A 19,870-nucleotide genomic window follows, 5' to 3' on the forward strand; every position below is an offset into this window, starting at 1 on the left:
AGCTTCGCCGATCGACAACTCCACCGCCCGAATAGCGCACGTTCGATGACGCACGTTCGAAACCGTCCCACCCAGGCTTTACCCGAAGGGAGCCTCAGTGTCCGTACACTCGTCCTACCCGCTCGATCCGCTGCCGCCCACGCAACGGAAGCTTCTGCTCGTCGCCTCAACCGGCGGCCATCTCGCTCAGCTCGTTCGCCTCGCCCCCGGACTTGGCGCCTCGCCGAGCTCGCTCTGGGTCACCTTTGACTCCATGCAAAGCCGATCCCTGCTGGCCGGTCAGCGCCGCATCCACGTGCCCTATGTACGCCCGCGCGACTACCTCGGCATGATGCGCGCGGCCGGAATCGTCCGGCGGGTGCTCAAGCACGAATCCTTCGACGGTGCTGTGAGCACGGGGGCCGGCCTGGCCGTGGCCGCGCTGCCCCAGGCTGCGATCAGCGGCGTGCCCAGCCTGTACATCGAGAGCGTCTCGCGAGTGGAAGGCCCCTCACTCAGCGGGCGGGTGCTCGCCGCCAGCCGGCTGGTCAGCGTGCGCACCCAGCACCTGGCCTGGGCGACGGGGCGGTGGAGAACATACCCGAGTGTGCTCTCCACGTACCATGCGCTGGTCAAACACGCGCCGGACCGCCCCAGCCTGTTCGTCACCCTCGGCACCATCGAGGGGTACCGGTTCGACTCCCTCGTCGATGCCGTGCTGGCGAGCGGCCTCGCCGACGAACGCACCGTCTGGCAGCTCGGTTTCACCACCGACCGGACCGACCTGCCCGGTCAGGTACACCAGATGATGCCGACCGCGATGTTCGTCGATGCTGCCCTCACGGCCGACGTCGTGATCACCCACGCCGGCGTTGGCACCTTCATGGGCCTGCTTGAGCTGGGGGTCTTTCCGGTGATCGTGACCCGCCGCAAGCACCGCGGCGAACACGTCGACGACCACCAGATGCAGATCGCCGAGCTCGCCGAATGCCTCGGAGTCGCTCGGGCCGTTGATGCGCCCGACCTGACGGCTGAGGTTATCCGCTTCGCTGCCGGCCGCGTGATCGACACCGGCGTCAGCGTTTCGCTGACCACCGACCGATGAGCGCCACCGCACCAAGCGAGCGGATGCTGCGCGAAATTTTCGTGCCGGCCCGCGGACAGTACGACAACATTGGTGACATTCTGCTTCGCCGGCAGCTGCTCGACTGGTTGCGGCCCAACGGCCCGCTGCACATCTATGTCGGCGAAGCCCCCGATGGCTACGCGGAAGGACTCGGCCTGGCGCCGGACGATGTGCAGTACCGGTCGTTTCGTGCCTGGTACGCGGCGGCACTACGCAGCGCCGCCCGCGGCCGGGCATCGTACGTGTTCAAGCCGGGAGAAATTCAGCTGACCCTGATCGGCATGAAGGAGCACCTCGCTATGCTGCCGGTGCTCGCGCTCGTGCGCGCTCGACATGGCCGGGTGGCCCGGGTGGGCGTGGGCAGCCGCAATTTTGCACCGCTGCCGCGCGCCCTGATGGGCCCGTCCATTGCACTGTCCAATCTGTCGCTCTGGCGCGATGCCGCCACCGCCGGATATCTCGGGCAAGGCCGCATCATGCCCGACCTCGCCTTTGCGAGCGACGGTCGGGCAGAAAAGCGTGATCTGGCCGACGAGGTTCGCGACGTGCTGGTCGTATCCATGCGCTCCGATCTGGACTATCCGAGCGATGAGTGGCTCGCCGGGGTGCGAGCCGTGGCGGCCGACAATGGCCTCACGATCTGGTGCGTGACCCAGGTTCTGCGCGACGACGACAAATGCGGCCAACTCGCCGCCGACCTGGACGGGCATGCCCTGCGCTGGAACGGCACCGGCCACGACGAGCAGGAGCAGCGCCTGCGCGACCTCTACCGACTGGCGGCGCTCGCCGTGAGCGACCGGCTGCACGTGCTCGTCGGCGCGCTCACCGAGGGAGCAGTTCCGGCCGCGCTCCTGGTCAGCGGACAGCCCAAAGGTGGTCGGGCGGACAAGATCGCCCGGCATTTTGCCGCGGCCGGCCTGCACGACGTGAGCATTGACAGCGCAGGACTCAGTAGCGCCCAAATCCGGGATCGGCTGCAGAACCTGCTCGGCCGGCGCGAGCCCATTTTGGCCGGCCTGGCCGAAGCGCAGGCCGAATTACAGACCGTGCGTCGCCTGCTCGACCAGGTGCTGAGCATCGAAAGTGTGCGGTGAGCATCGGCGAGGCGGCCAATACCGAGCCGATCAACATAGCGGCGCTCACGATCAACCCGCAAAACGCTGACCCGCTCAATACCACCCCGGTCGCCGCCCAGCGGCACGTATCCCGGCGCACGGCCGAACGTTTCATTGCCGTGCACGTTGGACGCAGTGGTGAGGTCGCCGGCGGCATGAGTCAGGTGGTCAATGGCTATTTGGCGCATTCCTTTGTCGACTTCGAGCTGCGTATGGTGTCCTCGCGGGACGGCAGCGGCGGGCTGCGCGCGGCCGGGGTTGCAGCATCCGCTTTCTGGAAGCTGCTGCGGCTGGCCAACCCGGAGCGCACCGTCGTCGTTGCGCACCTGTCCCAGGGCGGATCCTTCGCGCGGGAAGGCGCGCTGCTCGCCCTGGCCCACGCGCGTGGTTTCGCGACCGTGGCACAGCTGCACGGTAGTTCGTTTGCCGACTTCGCCCGCAAGCGCCCCGGTCTGGTGGGGAGCGTGCTGCGCTCCGCCGACGTGGTGCTGACCCTGTCGGTTGAATCGCACGCTGCTGCGGCGGAGTTCGTGCCGGGGGAGCGGGTCGTACTCGTGCCGAACGCCGTCGCCGCTGGTGCCGTGCGGCAGATCGAGAACCTCGTCGTGTTCGGCGGTGCGGTCAGCAAGCGCAAGGGCGTCGACGTACTCGTGGCGGCGTGGGAACGGCTCGCGCCGCAGCATCCGCTCTGGAAATTGGTCATTGCCGGGCCGATCGGCGACCAGCCTGCGCAGCCGCTGACTGGGGCGGAATTTGTCGGCCCGCTCAGCCATGCTGCCCTAATGGAGATGCTCGAGCGCTCCGCGATCGCGGTGTTGCCCTCCCGCGACGAGGCGATGCCTATGTTCATTCTCGAGGCGATGGCGCGCACCAATTGTGTCGTGGCGACCAGCGTCGGTGGGGTGCCGGCCGTCCTGGCCGGTGGGGTCGGCATGCTCATGGAGCCCGGCGACGTCGACGCCCTCGAGGCGGCCCTGCACCGGGCGATGACGGATGCCCCCTGGCGCGCCAAAAAGGCGGATCTGGCCAGATCCGCCTTTGAGACTACCTATTCGGCTGCCGCGGTCTTTCCGCGTATCGAGCGCAGCTGGACCACTGCACTCGAACGACGAAGCGACCGGGTGGCTAAGAGGTACAGGCCAGGTTCGAGAAACCGGACCCAGCAGCCGTGACGGTGTTGGAGCAGTAGACCTTGGTGCCGCTGGCACCCTTGCTGCCCTGTTCGTGGATGAAGAAGCCGAAGCCCGCGGCGTTGACCGGAACGGTGTTATCGAAGAACACGTTGCGCAGGCCCCAGCCTGCAACGCTTCCGTTGACCGCGAAGCCGTGCATGGTGCTGTTGGTACCCTTGTTTTGGTAGATCTGCCAGTCGTTACCCTTGACCTTGACCCATTCCTCGGCGCGCGGCATGGCGTTGGTGCCGTCAATGACGTTGTCGCGGATGATGCCGTACGAGGTGCCTTCCTTGACCTCGATCGGCTGGGCGCCGGTCAGGCTGATGGTGTTGCCCATCAGGAGGGTGCGGTCGGTGCGGTCGGGCAGGCAGTCGGTCTGGGCGCACCAGTTGGCGTCTGAGGTTCCGATGTAGATGCCCTCACCGTAGAACGGGTCGCGCTTGCCGGTATTGCGAATGGTGTTGCCGACGACTTTGCTGTCGGTGGTGAAAGCCCGCAGGTGGATGCCTTCATAGCCGATGTTGTCAACCAGGGTGTCGGCGATGGTGACGTTCTTGCTGCGGATCACGCTGATGCCCTTGAGGCTGTTGGTGACGGTCATTCCGGCGACTACGAGGTTCGAGGAGTTGGAGATCTGGATACCGTGGTTGTTCTGGATGCTGCCGACGTTGACCACGGCGGTGCGCGGTCCACAGACCCAGATCGGGTTGGTGGCTGTTCCGTTGACGGTCATGTTGATCTGGGCGTTGTAGGTGCCGGGGGCCATCTTGATGACGGTGCCGGGCTGTGCCTGGGCTGCAGCGGTCATGAGCTCTTTGGCGGTCGTCACCGTGACGGTTGCGGCCGGGCAGTCGGCGTAGCGGTGGGTGCTGATCGGTGCAGGGGTGGGCGCGGTGCTCGGTACGGCCGACACGACGAATGCGTCGACGATGCTGCTGGTGCCGGTGGAGCGGGCATCCTTCTGGCCGGTGCGGGATACCGTGATGGTGTGGGTACCGGCGGAGAGGCTCGTCGTGCTGTAAGCAACCTGCTTATAGGCCGTGCTCGCGGAGTAGCCGTTGACCGTAGCGACGACCTGGCCGTCGATGGCGATGTCGCTCGTGCCGGAGGCGCTGGTCAGACGGGTGATGAACGCGACGCTGGTGCCCTGGAAGGTGAAGGAAGCGTTACCCGAGGTGGTCGAGAACCTGACCGATCCGCCGGAGTCGCTGCTGGAGCCGGAGGTGCGCCAGGTGCCGGCGTACTTGACCTGCGCCGATTCGCTGTCGACGGTGGTCGAGCCGACCGGGGCATCCATCGTGGCCGTCGTGGTCACCGGGACCGCGGTGGCGATCGGGTTGGGTGCTGGCGCTGGCGCGGTTGCGGTTGCGGGGGACTTGGTGAGGAACGCGTCGACGATGCTGCTGGTTCCGGTGGATCGGGAATCCTTCTGGCCGGTGCGGCTGACCTTGATGGTGTGGGTCCCGCTGGAGAGGTTCGTGGTGCTGAACAGGCTCTGCTGGTACTTCGTCGTGGCGGAGTAGCCGTTGACCGTGGCGACGACCTTGCCGTCGATCGAGATATCGCTCTTGCCGGAGCTGCTGGTCATTCGGGTGATGAAGGCCACGGTCGAGCCCGTGAAGGTCAGTGAGGCGCTCGTTGCCGTTGTGGAGGCGAACTGCACCGATCCTCCGCTGTCGGAGGGTGAGCCCGTGGTGCGCCAGGTGCCGGCGTACTTGACCTGTGCGGAGGCGCTGTCGATCACCGTGGTGCCGACGGGTGCTGTCGCGGCGGAGGCCGCTGCGGCGGGGATCATGGCGCTGAGCGGAACCAGCGCGGCGATGGCGACGGCGGCGATGGTGGCACGTCGGGTGAAGCGGGGGAACAACGTAGTGGACCTTCCGGATGTTCATGGACTTGGTGGTTACGTCCGTGAACCCGGGGGTTTTCGACGCATATGATCTTCGTGATGCTCGGCGGTGATCGCCGTGCTCACTCCGACAATTAGCGTCTGAACTGCTGCACGTTACCCGTGTGCAAATGGGTTTGTGGGCACGAAATAAGCGGATGCGAACGCCTCTCCTCGCGCGGGCGTGCGCGTGCGCTTCAGCGCCCGTCTCGGCGGTCGGCCGCTGCGAAACTGAGCGAGCCTCTTGATTTGGCCCTGATCAGTGCTAATGCCCATTGTGGGCTAAGTCACCGACTCGACGGGAAAGAGGCAGCGGGCTGTCCGACGTGCGGCACCCGTCATTCCTGTGAAAGTGCCTAGAGTGGTTTTTGAACCCTTGAGTTTCTGTCTCCCGGACTTCTGTCGCACTGCTCGGCCGCGCGGGTTTGCTGCTGGCGCGAGCAACTCAGCTCAGCGCGTGCAGCGTTCGGCCGCGCGCCGCAGCCGCTACCCGGTGCAGGGGAGGTTAGAGAAGCCCTTGGCCGCGCGGGTGACCGAGTTCGAGCACGAGACCTCGGTGTCGCTCGAGCCCTTGCGGCCCTTCTCGTGGATGAAGAAGGCGTATCCCTCGGCATTGACCGCACCGGAGTTGTCGGTGAAGGTATTGCGCAGGCCCCAGCCCGCGACACTGCCGTTGACCGTGAAGCCGTGCAGGGGGCTGTTGCTGCCCGTGTTTCCGACGATGGTCCAGTCGTTGCCCTTGACCTTGACCCATTCCTGAGCGTCCCGCATGCCGTTGGCGCCGTCGATGACGTTGTCGCGAATGACGCCGTTTGACGTGCCTTCTTTCACCTCGATCGGCTGGGCGCTCGTGCTGCTGATCGTGTTGCCCAGCACCCGGATGCGATCGGTACGATCCGGCCTGCAGTCGGTCTGCGCGCACCAGTTGTTCTCCGAGGTACCGATGTAAATGCCCTCGCCGAACTGCGCATCGCGCTGGCCGGTGCGTGAAATCGTGTTGCCGACGACGGTGCTGTCGGTCGTGAAATCACGCAAGTGGATGCCCTCGTAGCCGATGTTCTCGACGCGCGTGTCGGCAATCGTGACGTTGGTGCTGTGAACCACGCTGATGCCCTTGAGGCTGTTGGTGACGGTCATACCGGCGATCACGAGGTTCGAGGAATTCTTGATCTGGATGCCGTGGTTGTCCTGAACGCTGCCGACATCGATGACGGCGTCACGCGGGCCGCAGACCCAGATCGGGTCGGCTTTCGTGCCGTTCGCGTGCATGTTGATCTGGTCCCGGGAGATGCCGGGCGTCAGGTGGATGACGGTCCCGGGTCGGGCACGGTCGACGGCGGATATGAGCTCGTCGGCGTTGCTCACCGCCTCGGTCGCGGACGGGCAGTCGGCGTAGCGGTGCACGCCGGACGGCGTCTGCATGAACGGGAGAGCTGGGGCGGCGATCGGCGCCGGTGCTGGAGCGGAAGCGGCTTGGGGATTGACGACGAACGCGTCAATAATGCTGTTGGTACCGGTGGAGCGGGGGTCCTTCTTACCGGTGCGGGTGATTGTGATGGTGTGGCTGCCGCTGCCGAGGCCCGTCGTGCTGAACGCGGTCTGCTTGTGTTGGGTGGTCGCGGAGTAACCGTTGACGGTTGCGACGACCTTGCCGTCGATGGAAACCGTGCTTTTTCCGGAGCTCGTGGTGGTGCGTGTCACGTAGGCGACACTGGATCCCTCAAAGGTCATCGAGGCGCTGCCCGGGCTGAACTGAAACCGCACCGATCCGCCGCGGTCGGCGGCATTGCGGGTGGTGCGCCAGGTTCCGGAATAGTTGATCTTTGACGACTTGCTGTCGATCACGGTGCGTACGGTCGCGGCGGCCGCCACTTCACCGCCTGGAACAGGAATGGTGAGGGGAGCGAGCGCCGCAATCGTGACAGCGAAGAAGGTGGCGACAGCGATCACGGCGTGGCGGGCGGACGTCGTGGGCCGGTGAGCGTGCGGTTTACTGTCAGTGGGCTGGCGAAAAAGGGGCACGGTGGACGTCCTCCGGAAAATCGGGTTCACGAATGGACAGCGGGTGCTGTACGCGTTCGAAGCGCTAGGTACGGTTCGAACGAGCTGATGCAGCGGTCGCACCGGCTGCGCGGGCGAGGGTCGGTTCGTCGACCTTGGCGATCCGGGCAGGAGTGTCGTGATTCCGCGTTATCTGAAGCAGCGTGTCGTTCTGACAGGTGCCTGGTGGCGGATGCTGGCCCGGTGGGTGCAGGGTGCGTATTCGGCGTTCGATGACCGACAGTGTAGGGACTACTCGGATTGAACTATGGGTCCGAGCCTATCGATCATCAAAGTCGAGTCCGTTTCACTTTCCTGTGAAAGTGCCACGAATGCCGCTGTCTCGCGTGACGAAATATCCCGGCGGGCGGAGGCAACTCAGGCGGCGCCCTGCTCGGCCGCGAGGCGCAGCACACGACGGTGCAGCCCAACGCTCACCTTGGCGGTGGCGGCCAGCGCGAGGCGCTTCCAATCGCGGCGGCGCGCGGCGAGCAGCACGAGCCGCCAGGTCAGCCGCGAGCGCAGTTCGGCGACGATCTCGTCGCGCTCCTCGGCGTCGTATGGACCGCTCAGGGCGTCTTTCAGCCCGGACAGCAGCACGTAGCGCAGTCGAAAGTAGCCGTACGAGTTGGAGCCGATGATGCGGGTGTCGAGGGTGATCGCGGCAGTGGTGACGGCCTGCTCGACCAACAGCAGCGATTCAGCCCGGCGCGACCCGGAGCGGATGATCGACCCGTCGCGCACGACATAGGAGTAGAGCGTGTCGCTGATCGCGGCGACCCGATCGGACGCGACGATCAGCTGCGCGACCATGGCCAGATCGGAGTGCACCCGGGCCGGCGTGAACTCGATCTCGCTGGCGAGAGCACGTCGGAACAGCTTGTTCCAGAGATGCCCGGTGATGTCGCCGTCGAGCAGCAGCCCAAATGCCGCCGCACCGGTGATCGGCTGCGGCAGGGCGGGCGCGGCCAGGCCGCGCCGCTGGCCGGGATAGACGTACTCCGCGCCGCAGATCACCACGTCGGCGCCGGTCGACCGGGCCGCAGTCACGAGCTTGTCCAGCGCGGACTCGGCCCAATCATCGTCACAATCGACGAACCAGAGAAACTCACCCCGGCTTTCGGCGACCGCCCGGCTCCGGGCGAGCGCGACTCCACCATTGCGTTCCTGCTGAAAGAAATGAACGGATGCGTGCGCGCCGGCCACCCGCGCACCGATCGCGGCCGTCGCATCCGTTGAGCCGTCGTCGACCACGATGATCTCGATGTTGGACAGAGTCTGGTGGAGCAGCCGGTCGATGGCACCTTCCAGAAACTCGGCGGCGTTGTAGGCCGGAACGATGACGCTCACGACCGGCCACTCGGTCGCGTCGGCCTCGCTCACTCGGTCAGCTTCCGAATCGCGCGGGTCAACTCCGAAAGCGAAGCCCGGGCCTCGACCACGTGCCGCAGAATCGGTTCCCGACGGCTGATCACATCGCGGGCGCGACGCTCGAGCGCCGCGGCGTCTGGCAGGGTCCAGCCGATCGTGGCGCCCTTGATGCCGACCGCATCGAGCGTGCGCGCCGCCTTGGAGTGTCCGCCCTCGGCGATCACGAGCGGCAGGGCGCCCTCGGTCAGTCCGATCACCGCCGCGTGCAGCCGGTCGGTCACCACGAGCAGCGACCGCTGGTAGACCGCCCGCAGCTTCACTTCCTGCTCGGCATGGTCCGGTCCATCCCAAACCAGCGCGGTTCCGCCGAGCTTGACGGCGAGTTCCTCGGCCAGTGGTCCGTCGCGTTCGATCTGGGAGACCGCGACGATCTGCAGCCCGAAGGCGCCGGCGAGGCCGCGCATGGCCTGAATCCACGCGGAGTCCGGGCGCCGCCCGTTGTAGCGCACCGACACGGCGAGCAGTGGCCGGTCGGGCGTCGACGCGAGCAGGTCGACATCCGCTGCCCCGGTGGCAAATGCCCAGTCGGGAGCGATGCGGCCGAGCCCCATCGCTGCCAGGCTATAGTCGTCGCGCCAGGCCACGAGGTCGCAGAGGCGCAGGGTCGCGGCCACCGGAATGCGCCACTTCGTGTTCTGCCGCACGCCGAACCCGGTGTGCACGGCGTGCCCGCCGCGCAGCCGATTGAGCGCGAGGTGCGGCGCAAGGCGCAGATAGCGCAGCGCGTAGGCGCGTTGCAGCTCCATTTCCCCGGCATTGAAGGCATAAACGGATGCTTCCCGCAGCGTCGACCTTGAAATCTCGCGTCGCCAGTCGGTGCTCGTGCGAAACAGCCGATCGGCGTCGTGCAGACCGAGTCCGCTCAGGTAGGAGTCAGCTCGGGATCCGACGAACACCTGCAGCTCGCCGGCCTCCCGCAGGGCGTCGAGGAAGGCCCGGCGCAGCACGGTGTCGCCGACATTGTCGATCTGGCCCATGGCCGAGGCAAAGATTCTCATGCGCGCTCCAGCGTCGAAATGAGCACTCGCTCCAGGTCGGCGCCGCTCGATTGCTCGGAGAAGCGGGCCAGCCACGGCCCGATGTGGTCGAGCGGGAGCTCGGCTGCGCGCAGAATGGCGTCTGCGAGGTCCGCGGGCCGCGCAGACAACGCGAGCTCGCCCGTGATACCGGGCACAATTGCATCCGCTACGCCGAGCGCCCCCGATACGGCCACCGAGGGATACCCGGCCGCGGCGGCCTCGACCAGTACATTGCCGAAGCCCTCCCGGCTCGAGGTGAGCAGGGCCACGGCGTTGTCGCCGAACTCGTCGAACCAGGTCTCGACCCAGCCGCGGTGGTGAAAGATCACGTCGGCCTGTCGGGCTGCGGCCTGCACATCGCCAAGCAGCGGACCACCGCCGAACGACACGACCTCGACAGCGACGCCCCGCCTGGCCAGTTCGGCCGCCGCCGCAATGGCCAGCAGCGGTCGCTTCTGTTCGACCAGCCGGCAGGCCAGCACGATCTGAATTCCGTTGGCCGTCCCGGGCCGCCGAGCCCCGGGCGCCACGATCGTAGCGGTACCGGTCTGGTCGGCTCCGCTCTCGGTCACGGCTCCGGCTCCGACGCCGGCAACGCGGGCGTGCACACTCGTCCGGCCCGGCCCGCGCGGTGTTCCGCGCAGCTTCGCAGTGGCCGGGTTGGCGACGACGGTGATGCGGTCTCCGCGCACGCCGAACGCCGAGACCAGCTCAGCGGCGACCGGATGCGAGATGGCGATGACATGGTCAGCCCACCGATATATCCGCTTGGCGATGCCGATCTTGATCCGGTGGGCGAGATTCGATCCGGGCAGGCCGAGCGAGACCAGATTCCGTTCGCTCACGAGTACCCGGGGTCGCACGCGCGCCGGCAGCAGCCGGGCCGCGGTCAGCAGCACGAGGTTGGGATACACCTGCAGGGCCACGGCGACATCGGGCTGCCAGTCGATCAGGCTGCGCCGCAGGGCCGCGGCCTTGGCGACATGCCCGTGCTGTCCGGCGAGAGATCGCCCCTCGACCCCCTCGGGAAGGTATCCCGGCTCCACATCGCCGGCGGTGAGCACAACACGTACCTCGTAGCCCTGGTCGGCGAGCCAGCCCATCCAGGTGCGCGCGACGAATTCCGCGCCCCCGCCGTGCAGCGACGGAATGACAAAGAGGATGCGGCGCAGCAGTGGGTGCGTCGGCTTCGGGTTCATCGGGGGATGGGTGGTGTCGGGCGATGTGGGCTGGGTCATGCTCGGCCTTCTCTGTCGTCGCGTGGTCGCGAGAATGTGGGGCGGGATCGGGGCTGGTTAGATCGGGGTGGATCGGCTCGGGCGCCGCTCGCAAGCCCGGCAAAATTGAGGGCGGCGAGGCGCTGTACCTCGGGCAGCTGGGCGGCCAGGCGGGCGCGGTACTCGCCTCGCTGGGCGAGGACCGCGCGCACGACGGGAACCATACGCTCGGCCAGGCCGACGCCCGGTTCTACGCACAGGTCCTGCGTGCCGAACAGGCTCATCATGCCCGCGACCTTGCCCTGGGTGGACAGCGCGACGGCGGGAACCCGGTGATACAGCGCCTGCACGGCGAGGTGCATGCGACCGGTCAGCACGATTGACGCCCCAGCACAGAGTCCGCGCACCTCGGCCGGCGTGAGCAGCCGGTTCACCAGAACAACCCGATCTTCAGCGCCGGCCCCCTGGGCGAACCGGTCGAACACCGCGCGGCAGGCGGCGGCATCGTCGCCGCTGTGCCGCACGACATGCGGCAGCAGCACCACTAGCAGCCCGGCCTCGAGCAGGGTGGTGATGATCACGGCGTACTCCGAGATCTGGTCGAAGCTGCGCCCGACCAGCGCGCTCGCGTTCACCACGGCGTAGGGCGTCGGCGCGGTGCCGAGGTATTCCGTGGCGGCGGTGGGCGAGCTCGTGCGCACCGCGAACACGGCGTCGGCGACGTCGATCACGTTCTTGAATCGGTCGGCGCGAGCTCGCGCGGATGAGACCGGGTCGCGCAGCTGCAGCCGGGTTCCCAACCGACCGGCGCGGCCGAGTGAACGGCGTACCCCCAGATTGGCGTGGCCGTTCCAGCTGAAGCCGAGAATGCGCGCTTCAACCCCGACGCTGCGGGCCAGGCTCGCGACATCCGCTCGCCGTGACGAGGCACGCACGCTGTAAGCGCCGTCCATGATGTCGGCGCCGACCACGGTCAGTGACAGGGCCCCGCGCAGCACGGCCGCGAGCTGCACCATGGACTGTCGGTGGGCGCGGTCGTTGCCATAGATCAGGTGCGCGATCGGCTCGAGCCGTGCCCGGGCGGAATATTCCGCCGGAATGCGCACATCATTGGGGCCCCGCACGAGTACCCGCACCGGCCCTGTGACGTTCTCGAGGTACGCCTCGATCATGGCCTGATCGCCAATGTTTCCCTCGCCGGGAGGCGCGACGAGCACGTGCCAGCGCTCGGTGCCCGCCGGGGCCGGCCCCAGTTGCCCGATCGCCCGGTGCAGTGCGGCCCGATCACACAGATACGGCAGAGCGGATGCCGCGGCCAGGCCGTGCAAAATCCGGTCCAGTTTGCGCACGATGCGCAGCCGGGTGCGCCCACCGCGGCGGGTGCTGCGCGCGGCGGCGGGGGGCGCCGGAGTGAGCTGATCGGTCGCCGTCGCGGACCCACCGGCAACAGCGGGTGAGACCTTTGCCGACCGCAGAAAGCTGCGGGCCTGCGCGATCGAGCGAACATCGCGCCGAAACCGGGGCCAGACCAGCATGACGATGCCAATCGCGACGAGCAGCGCAACACCGCCGAGCGCCACCCGGGCGAGGGGCAGTTCGATCGGAATCCACTGCACGGCAGCCCAGGACGCCCCGGTGGCGAAGCCGTATCCGAGGATGGCGCGAACGCCGGCGAAAAACATGGCGCGCGCCGGGGCATCGGTTACCCGGCTGATCCACCACAGGCCGATCGGCCAGATCAGGGCGACGCCGAGTGAATATCCGGCGGCGACGCCGTAGACGCCCCAGAAGGAGCCGAGCAGCACGAACGCGACCAGTAGCGGCCGGGTGCAGAGGGCGAAGTACAGGTTCTGCTTGGTGACGCCCTTCGACAGAAACACCCAGTAGGTCGCGTAGGCCGCAGCCTCGAAGAACCCGGCGATGGCCAGAATCTGAAAGATTGGCGCGGAGCCGAGCCAATTGCTGCCGAGCGCGATGCTGATGATCGGCAGCGCCTGAGCGCAGGATAACGCGAGCACGATGGTGACGGCGTGCAGCATGATGGTTTGCCCGAGCAGAATGAACCGGTCGTATTTGGGGGGGTCGTCCTGCAGCCGCGCCAGTACCGGCAGCGCCACCCGGGTGGACGGGCCGTTGATCTGGTTGAGCGGCAGCAGCAGCAGCTGAAAAGCGCGGTTGTACAGGCCGAGCGGGCCCGCGCCGAGGGTTGCGCCGATCACGATGGTGTCGGTGTTGCGACTGGCGTAGCCGAGCAGCTGGGTGCCGGCCAGGTTGGAGCCGAACGCGATCAGGTGTCGCATCGGCGTCTTGCGGTGAAACCAGCCCGGAAACCAGTTGGTGATGGGAACGAGAATGATGATGGTGAGAATGCCCTGGCTGATCTGCTGCCCGGCGAGGGCCCAATAGCCGAAACCATTGAGCGCCATGACGATGCCAATGGCCAGCCCGCCGACCTGCGCGCCGATCTCTGAGCCGGCCAGTGCCTTGAAATGAAAGTTGCGGTTGAGATCGGCCCGAAACTGGGTGGCGAGGCCGTTCAGCAGAAACGTGCCGGCGAGTACCTGGGTGAGCAGCACGAGCCGGTCGTCGCCGTACAGTGTCGCGATCAAGGGGCTGAACAGCACAGCCAGCAGCATGAGGGCGAGCCCGATCAGGCTGTTGATCCAGAACAGATTGTCCTTCTGCTGCCGGCTGAGCTCGCGCACCTGAATCGCCGCCGACGACAGCCCGAAGTTGCGCAGCACCTCGCCGACACCGATGATGGCGGCGACCGAGGCGACGAGCCCGTAATCGCTCGGGTCGAGCAGCCGGCCCAGCACGACGATGCCGCCGAGCTGCACGCCGATGCGAATGAGCTGGCCGACCAGGGTCGTCGATGCGCCCCGGCCCGCTGTGTGCCCGAGTCCGGCGGTGGAACGGGGAAGCGGGGCTGAGGGGGTCGATGGTGGCATCGTCGCGGTCAACGGATGCTCCGGCGGGGCCGACCGGTTAACTGCAAGGCCCGCAGGTAGGTGCCATAACTCTGCAGACCCAGGGTTTTCCAGTCGCGCCCGTCAAGGTGGGGGCGCGGCCGGGAGCCGGCGGCGCGCATCCGCTCCAGGGTGTGGCGCAGGATCAACGGCGTGAGCTCGCCCTCGTACAGATAGATCCAGCCGGGGCCGACCTCCTCGGCCAGAGCCAGATTGGACGGTGTCGATGGCACGAGCACCGGCCGATCCAGGGAGAGGGTGACGAGCAGAACGCCCGAATTGTGCATTTCGCGGTAGGGCAACACAACCAGTTCAGCTTCGCCGACCTCCACCACGAGTTCCTCGTCGGAGACGAAACGCAGCACCGAGCTGATGCGTTCGTCCTCGGCCTGTTCGGCGGTTATGACCGCACCGAGGCCGCTGGACGGACGGCCGACGATGCGCAGCGTCAGATCCGCGCCCGGCACCGCGCGAAACACCTGCAGCAGGGTTTCGACCCCCTTATAGGGTCGAATCAGTCCAAAATAGAGGATGCGCCCGGGCAAGGAGTCCGACATCGGCATGCCGGCGAAGCGGTCCCGATAGTGGCCGTGCAGAATGGTGACGGCCTTGGACTCCGGTTCGACCGGGGTGGTTGGATTCAGTCGAATAACGAGCGCCGTACGGGCATCGAGTGCCTCGAGGGCGCGGGTTTCCGCGTTCTGTCCGGCCTCGTGCGGGGTGAGGTTGTGCATGGTGCGCACGATCGGAATGCGCTGCAGCCGCGCGCGCAGCAGCAGTGCGTAGAGAGCGGCGCGACGAAGCTTCGCCTTGAGCGGCCGGGGAGCGCGAATGAGCAGCTCCGGCCAGTGCACGTGCAACACGTCGTACCGGCCCAGTAGCGCGGTGCGCCAGGTGAAGAACCGCATGGTCACGGCGTCCGGAGCGCCCTCGACGACCTGGTTGACGTAGCGCGTGGTGCCATCGGGTGCACTCAGCGATTGCAACACGGTGATTCTTGTCGAGCCCGTGCCTGTCGAACCTATCGTCGTCACGCCCATACCCCTTACGGGCCGGCAGGGAATGCCGGCGGTAACTGAGAATCTGTCGGTTTAGAGTAGCGTGCCAGCCGGCGGCACGTTAGATGCGCGCATACCCCCCTTTGGGGCGAGCGAGTGATCGTCGTGCCGGCGCCGTGACAAGCCCGGCGGCGGCATCCGTTTTGCCCGGATTCAGCGTGAGAATCAACAGACAACCAAGCAACAGGTGCATCGGGCGCAGTGCGTCGATCGCGTTGAATCCGGCGATACAGACGGTGTAGGCGACGAGAGCGGCCGCGGCGCCGACGGCACGTTGGGACAGCGCGTGCGCCACGCCCGAGCCGATCACGAGCAGAAACAGGAGCACTCCGGGCAGGCCGATGCTGATCAGTAGCTGCAGCAGCGAATTCTCGATCGTGACCTCGTTGAACAGGCGCCCGGTGATGCCGGAAGTGCCAGGCCCCGACCCGATCCAACCGGTCAGATTCGCGGCCTGCAGGGACACCCAGACGCCGAGGTCGCGGGCCTGCGACGACAGTTCGGCCTCGACCGAGTTATTGCGGGCGGTAAAGGCATCGAACTGGAAGAGTGCGACGATGCCCGCAGCCACGAGCACCGCGAGCAGCGCGAATTTGCCCCAGTGTTTTTCGCCGCGCAGCACCAGCGACACGAAGTAGGCGAAACCGATGGCGATCGCCGCCGACAGGATGGCACCGCGCGAGACTGTGGCGACGAGGCCGAGGCCGCTCAGGATCGCGGTGACGAGGGCCGGTTTCGAGTCCTCGCGCAGCCAGACACCGATCCCCAGGGCGCACGCGACGGCAAAAAATAGGCCGGCGAACAGCGGATGCCCAAACGATGCGGTCGCGCGATACACCGACCAGTGCTGGCTGTCGCTCAGGCCGAGCACCGTGTACAGCGTGCCCCATATCGGATTGGCGCGCAGCGCCCCCTCGATCAGGGCGTACGCTCCGAGCCAGGCGCCGAGCAGAAGCCAGGCCCGCCGAATCCAGAAGGACTCCCGGCTCGCCGTGCCGATGAAAAGCGGAAGCAACGCGCCGGCGCTGAAACTGATAGTCCAGCCGAGGCTCGCCTGCAGGTCGGGGCTGCGCAGCAGCGTGAACAGTGACCAGACCAGAAAGAGCACCGCGAAGAAGCGGGTAGCCGACTTGAACGGGGCCGGTGCCGTCGTGAGCGGAACGTTCGCCGTGGTGGTGATCAGCCGGCGCAGCGCCCAGACGACGATGATCATGGTGGTCAGCGGTAAGGCACCGATCGGGCCGTCCTGGGGCAGCACGCGGGCCGGAATGAGCGCAAAGGTGACCAGTGCCACGGCCGGCAGAACGTGCACGGGCAGCAGGAACAGGGTCACCATGGCGACGAAGGCGAGCAGGGCCAGCAAAATCACGATAAAGCCGAGACTGGCCACGAAGGGCGGCAGCACCAGGCTCGCCACAATGACGAACAGGGCGGCGAGCGCGCTGATAATGATCGGCGTGCGGCGCAATCGCAACATGGTGAAATCGAACATCGGCCGCCTTCGGGTGGTAGCGCAGAGTGGTGGCGCAGAAACTGTTGATCGCGCAGGGAATGGACGGGATAGAGCCGCAGCGCTGTTGATGCGATTAGGCGCAACGATAACACGTGAATTTTCCTCAGCGCCAGTAAGACGGCCGGAAAACCGATACTTTAGGCGGGTTGGGCTGCACAGGCCGCAAAATTCCAGCTGCTCCAGCACCGCACAGCCGACGAAATGGAGTCTTACGGTGAAATTATCCCGACTGACCTACAAGATTCTGCGGCGTGCCCGCGGGAGGGTCTACGCGATTCGGGCGCTGGGTGTGCAGATCGGCAGTGGATGTCGCATCCTCTCTGATATCGCCACCACCGAGCCGTGGCTCATCTCGGTCGGTGACCGCGTGACGATCAGCTCCGGGGTAACCTTCATCACCCACGACGGATCGGGCTGGCTCTACCGCGATGAGCGTGGCCGCCGCTATCGCTTCGCGCCGATTCGGGTGGGCTCGGATGTCTTTATCGGCGCCGGCGTGACAGTGCTGCCCGGAGTGAGCATCGGCGATCGTTGCGTGGTGGGTGCTGGGTCGGTCGTGACGGCATCGGTGCCGGACGGCACCATCGTGGCCGGCGTTCCGGCCCGCCCGATCAAGGCCTGGCCCGAGTTTCACGCGGCGCTGCGCGGGTGGCCGGCCGAGTCCGACATGGTGGGCCAGAGCTACCGGGAGCGGGTCGATTCGATCGCCGAGGGGCTGATGGCCCGGCGTTGACGGCTTCAGCCGGCGCGTTGAGTCGGCGCGTTCAACAGGCCGGCGTCAGCCAGGCCTTGATGAATCCCGCGCTCTGGTACCCGAACTGGTACACCCATTTGGGCGGATCCATCGGCTGCGCGGCGCCGATCACCGCGAGTACCCCTGGGTAACAGCGGGAGATCTGCAGGCGGGCCCGACTCACGTGATAGCTCGAGGTGACCACGATCACGCGGTTCCAGCCCTGAGCGCTCGTGAAGGCGGCGATGGCTTCGGCCTCCCCGCGCGTGCTCGTGGGGTGCGGGTCGAAACACTCCACCTCGATCGCCGTGCCCGGCACGGCCGGGTCGCGCCCGCACAGGTTGGCCGGGCGGGTGTCCCCGCCGAAGGCATCCGAAATGAGCACATGATCGCTGTACCCGGCCCTGGCCAGATCGAGGGCCTTCTGCACGACGGCCGCACTCCCGAGCCCGCCGAGCACGACGATGGCGTCGGCGCTGCTCGGAGCGTCTTCACGCGGAAACATGACCGTTCGCGTGGTGACGGCTACCAGGCCAACGGTCAGCAGGACGAGCCCGGTGAGGAGTACGAGGGCGCGCTGGTGCGGCGATCTCACTCGCTGCGCGGCAGCATCCGCTCTGCCGGGTCTGCTGTTTCTCCTGAAGGGGATGCCGCTGCTTCACCCGCCGCCGGTGCCCGTCCGGCAAACCAGATCGGTACCGCAAACGCGTAGCGCAGCACCGGCAGGTCGCGCACCAGTCGCCAGAGCAACAGCGACGCGGCGACCGCGAGGCCAGCGACCAGCGGGGGGAGTGCCGGGCCGAGGCGATCGAGCCAGGCCTGGACGCGGTAGAGCAGCAGCAGGCTCGTGATCAGCGACACCAGGAGTACATGCACGACGTAGATCGGCAGAGTATTGCGGCCGACATAGGCGAGCCAGGCCATGGCGCGAAAGCCGACCAGGAATCGGGCGACGAGCAGGCCAGCGCCGAGGGCGAACAGGCTCACCACGACGAGCGTTCCTGTGATGAACGGCAGGCGTGAATCCACGGTGAGAATGAGCCCGGCCAACACCAGAAAGGCAGCGGCGAAGCCGAGGCCGAGACCGAGCGCGCCGAGGCGGCTGGGGCGGTTGACGAAGGCGAGGATCCACTCGCGCAGGTGACAGCCGAGCAGAAAGAACACGAAGTAGCGGCCGATGCCGTTCCAGGCGATGTTGCCGGTGTCCGCGCGGGCGAAGAACAGCACCGACAGCACGACGGCGCCGCCGAGCTGCACCCGCCAGTCGATGCGGTTGCGCATGAGTTTGGCGGCCATGAAAAACAGGGCGAGGGCGTAGAGAAACCACAGGCCGTTGCTCGGGCGCACCGGCGCGAGCAGCAGATCGAACGGGTTGGTCTCGTCGAAGCCGGCCGGGTTGGTCAGGAGCGAGAAATAGCCGAAACGAATGAGGGTCCACAGGAGAAGGGCCCAGACCAGCAGGCTCAGCCGGGTTCGCCACAGCGTTGGCCAGCTGCGTTTGATGATCGAGGCGGCAAACAGGCCGGAGGCGAGAAAAAACAACGGCATGCGAAACACGATGAAGACCAGGTTGATCTTGTTCCAAAACTCCGGCGCGAGGCCGGAGAGTACCGTCCACTGCACCGCGTGCGCGAGGGCCACAAGCAGAATCGCGATGCCCTTGGCCCCGTCAACCCAGTCGACCCGCGTGCGTTCCGCCACGAACTACCTCCCTGCTAGATCGACCACTGCGCGAATGTTTTGATCATGTCCGTGTGGGCGAACCCGGGGGTGTCGTGCGCGAGCGTGTGGTACATCACCTCGGCGGCAGTGGCGACGGGCGCGATTTTATTGATTAGGGCGAGGCCGTTCCTGCTCGGAATGACGACATTGTCGGGGTGAGCGTCGTCGGAGACCAGCACCTTGACCCGGCTGTTTGTCCACGGGGTGGCGCTGATCCGGGCCGGGTTGGTGCCCTTGATCAGGGTGAGGTCGTTGTTGTACGCATCGCCGACGTGGGCCTGGTTCTTGGTGTCGTAGGCGTACAGCCATTCGTTGTCGTAGAGTCCGTTGACCATGTACAGGCCGCGAATGTACGGAATGAGCTTCTTGCCGTAGGTGTAGCAGGCCAGGGATCCGCCAAACGAGGTCGCGCGTAAGAAGTTGCGGCGCACGGTGTACAGCGCGTTCAGGTAGGTCCACGCATTCTTCTGCGCGTTGGTGGCAACGGAGTTGGTGTACTGGGTACCGCCGGCATTGATGCAGATGGCGATGGCGTTCTGGTCGACCACGAGTTCGCCGGGGTACTTGAAGCCGCCGTTCAGCGCGTTGTGCGAACTCGAGGCTGCGTGGTAGAACCAGACGGCTCCGATCGAGGCCGTCGAATTGCGCGACACGGTCTGGGGAATGAACAGGCGGGCGCGGTCGCCGCCGATGTCCACTTCAATATTGTCGTAGAGCTTTTTTCCCTTTTGGGTGAGCACATTGGAGAGGCGGGATACCTCCCCTGGCAGTATCGGGGCGGTCGCGGCTAAGGCTCCGGGTGCGCCCAGCGCACTGAAACCCAGCGTTGCAGCGCCAGCGGACGATAATGTGAGAAACTCTCGACGATCCATTCTGCCGAAGCTA

Annotated in this window: 15 protein-coding genes and 1 pseudogene; 4 read left to right on the forward strand and 12 right to left on the reverse strand. The window is 66.6% G+C overall.

Going from position 1 to position 19,870, the window contains the following annotated elements; genetic code table 11:
* The first annotated feature begins 97 nt into the window (after positions 1-97).
* The 3 genes from E3T41_RS14480 to E3T41_RS14490 are packed head-to-tail and all read left to right on the forward strand — an operon-like array spanning position 98 to position 3,392.
* The gene (locus E3T41_RS14480) at positions 98-1,084 is read left to right on the forward strand and encodes a glycosyltransferase (RefSeq protein ID WP_198416432.1); all 987 of its coding nucleotides are present in this window, start codon (positions 98-100) and stop codon (positions 1,082-1,084) included.
* The gene (locus E3T41_RS14485; protein WP_134479219.1) at positions 1,081-2,199 is read left to right on the forward strand and encodes a polysaccharide pyruvyl transferase family protein; all 1,119 of its coding nucleotides are present in this window, start codon (positions 1,081-1,083) and stop codon (positions 2,197-2,199) included. Before E3T41_RS14480 ends, E3T41_RS14485 begins: the two co-directional genes overlap by 4 nt.
* Positions 2,196-3,392, forward strand: a complete 1,197-nt coding sequence (locus E3T41_RS14490; protein WP_092449708.1) for a glycosyltransferase family 4 protein — start codon at positions 2,196-2,198, stop codon at positions 3,390-3,392. The genes E3T41_RS14485 and E3T41_RS14490 overlap by 4 nt, the downstream gene beginning before the upstream one ends.
* On the opposite strand, the gene E3T41_RS14495 is transcribed toward E3T41_RS14490, so the two are convergent.
* From E3T41_RS14495 to E3T41_RS17990, 8 genes are all read right to left on the reverse strand, one after another.
* The gene (locus tag E3T41_RS14495; RefSeq protein ID WP_134479221.1) at positions 3,346-5,262 is read right to left on the reverse strand and encodes a right-handed parallel beta-helix repeat-containing protein; all 1,917 of its coding nucleotides are present in this window, start codon (positions 5,260-5,262) and stop codon (positions 3,346-3,348) included. The genes E3T41_RS14490 and E3T41_RS14495 overlap by 47 nt on opposite strands.
* Positions 5,263-5,769: 507 nt before the next feature.
* A complete protein-coding gene (locus E3T41_RS14500) occupies positions 5,770-7,305 on the reverse strand; it encodes a right-handed parallel beta-helix repeat-containing protein (protein ID WP_134479223.1) in 1,536 nt (511 codons plus the stop codon).
* 396 nt (positions 7,306-7,701) lie between these two features.
* A complete protein-coding gene (locus E3T41_RS14505) occupies positions 7,702-8,706 on the reverse strand; it encodes a glycosyltransferase (protein WP_166791579.1) in 1,005 nt (334 codons plus the stop codon).
* Positions 8,703-9,752: a polysaccharide pyruvyl transferase family protein gene (locus E3T41_RS14510; protein WP_134479225.1), complete on the reverse strand. Its 1,050-nt coding sequence runs from the start codon at positions 9,750-9,752 to the stop codon at positions 8,703-8,705. Before E3T41_RS14510 ends, E3T41_RS14505 begins: the two co-directional genes overlap by 4 nt.
* Positions 9,749-11,011 (reverse strand): glycosyltransferase, encoded by a 1,263-nt coding sequence (locus tag E3T41_RS14515; RefSeq protein WP_092449716.1) that lies wholly within the window; start codon positions 11,009-11,011, stop codon positions 9,749-9,751. The genes E3T41_RS14510 and E3T41_RS14515 overlap by 4 nt, the downstream gene beginning before the upstream one ends.
* Positions 11,008-13,941: an oligosaccharide flippase family protein gene (locus E3T41_RS14520; protein WP_134479226.1), complete on the reverse strand. Its 2,934-nt coding sequence runs from the start codon at positions 13,939-13,941 to the stop codon at positions 11,008-11,010. Before E3T41_RS14520 ends, E3T41_RS14515 begins: the two co-directional genes overlap by 4 nt.
* 8 nt (positions 13,942-13,949) lie before the next feature.
* The gene (locus E3T41_RS14525) at positions 13,950-14,948 is read right to left on the reverse strand and encodes a glycosyl transferase (RefSeq protein ID WP_198416433.1); all 999 of its coding nucleotides are present in this window, start codon (positions 14,946-14,948) and stop codon (positions 13,950-13,952) included.
* Between the two features lie 130 nt (positions 14,949-15,078).
* Positions 15,079-16,509: an O-antigen ligase gene (locus tag E3T41_RS17990; protein ID WP_166791580.1), complete on the reverse strand. Its 1,431-nt coding sequence runs from the start codon at positions 16,507-16,509 to the stop codon at positions 15,079-15,081.
* 235 nt (positions 16,510-16,744) lie between these two features.
* Between E3T41_RS17990 and E3T41_RS18850 the strand changes: the two genes are divergently transcribed.
* Positions 16,745-17,263, forward strand: coding sequence for a DapH/DapD/GlmU-related protein (locus E3T41_RS18850; protein WP_277871249.1), 519 nt, complete (start codon positions 16,745-16,747; stop codon positions 17,261-17,263).
* A gap of 31 nt (positions 17,264-17,294) precedes the next feature.
* On the opposite strand, the gene E3T41_RS14540 is transcribed toward E3T41_RS18850, so the two are convergent.
* The 4 genes and pseudogenes from E3T41_RS14540 to E3T41_RS19105 all read right to left on the reverse strand — a co-directional run.
* Entirely contained in the window at positions 17,295-17,858 is a 564-nt protein-coding gene (locus tag E3T41_RS14540; protein ID WP_092449725.1) for a YdcF family protein, read from the reverse strand.
* Positions 17,855-18,964, reverse strand: a complete 1,110-nt coding sequence (locus E3T41_RS14545; protein ID WP_092449727.1) for an acyltransferase family protein — start codon at positions 18,962-18,964, stop codon at positions 17,855-17,857. Before E3T41_RS14545 ends, E3T41_RS14540 begins: the two co-directional genes overlap by 4 nt.
* A gap of 14 nt (positions 18,965-18,978) precedes the next feature.
* Positions 18,979-19,725 (reverse strand): hypothetical protein, encoded by a 747-nt coding sequence (locus E3T41_RS14550; protein WP_092449729.1) that lies wholly within the window; start codon positions 19,723-19,725, stop codon positions 18,979-18,981.
* A gap of 57 nt (positions 19,726-19,782) precedes the next feature.
* Positions 19,783-19,857 (reverse strand): annotated as a pseudogene (locus E3T41_RS19105) (twin-arginine translocation signal domain-containing protein); the annotation flags it as partial.
* Between the last annotated feature and the right edge of the window lie 13 nt (positions 19,858-19,870).

It is taken from the genome of Cryobacterium sp. Hh38 (genome assembly GCF_004403235.1).
GTDB lineage: Bacteria > Actinomycetota > Actinomycetes > Actinomycetales > Microbacteriaceae > Cryobacterium > Cryobacterium levicorallinum.

Coding starts and splice junctions, on each gene's coding strand:
- E3T41_RS14520 (WP_134479226.1), bottom strand. CDS start 13,941: ATGCCACCATCGACCCCCTCAGCCCCGCTTCCCCGTTCCACCGCCGGA.
- E3T41_RS14485 (WP_134479219.1), top strand. CDS start 1,081: ATGAGCGCCACCGCACCAAGCGAGCGGATGCTGCGCGAAATTTTCGTG.
- E3T41_RS14515 (WP_092449716.1), bottom strand. CDS start 11,011: ATGACCCAGCCCACATCGCCCGACACCACCCATCCCCCGATGAACCCG.
- E3T41_RS14510 (WP_134479225.1), bottom strand. CDS start 9,752: ATGAGAATCTTTGCCTCGGCCATGGGCCAGATCGACAATGTCGGCGAC.
- E3T41_RS17990 (WP_166791580.1), bottom strand. CDS start 16,509: ATGTTCGATTTCACCATGTTGCGATTGCGCCGCACGCCGATCATTATC.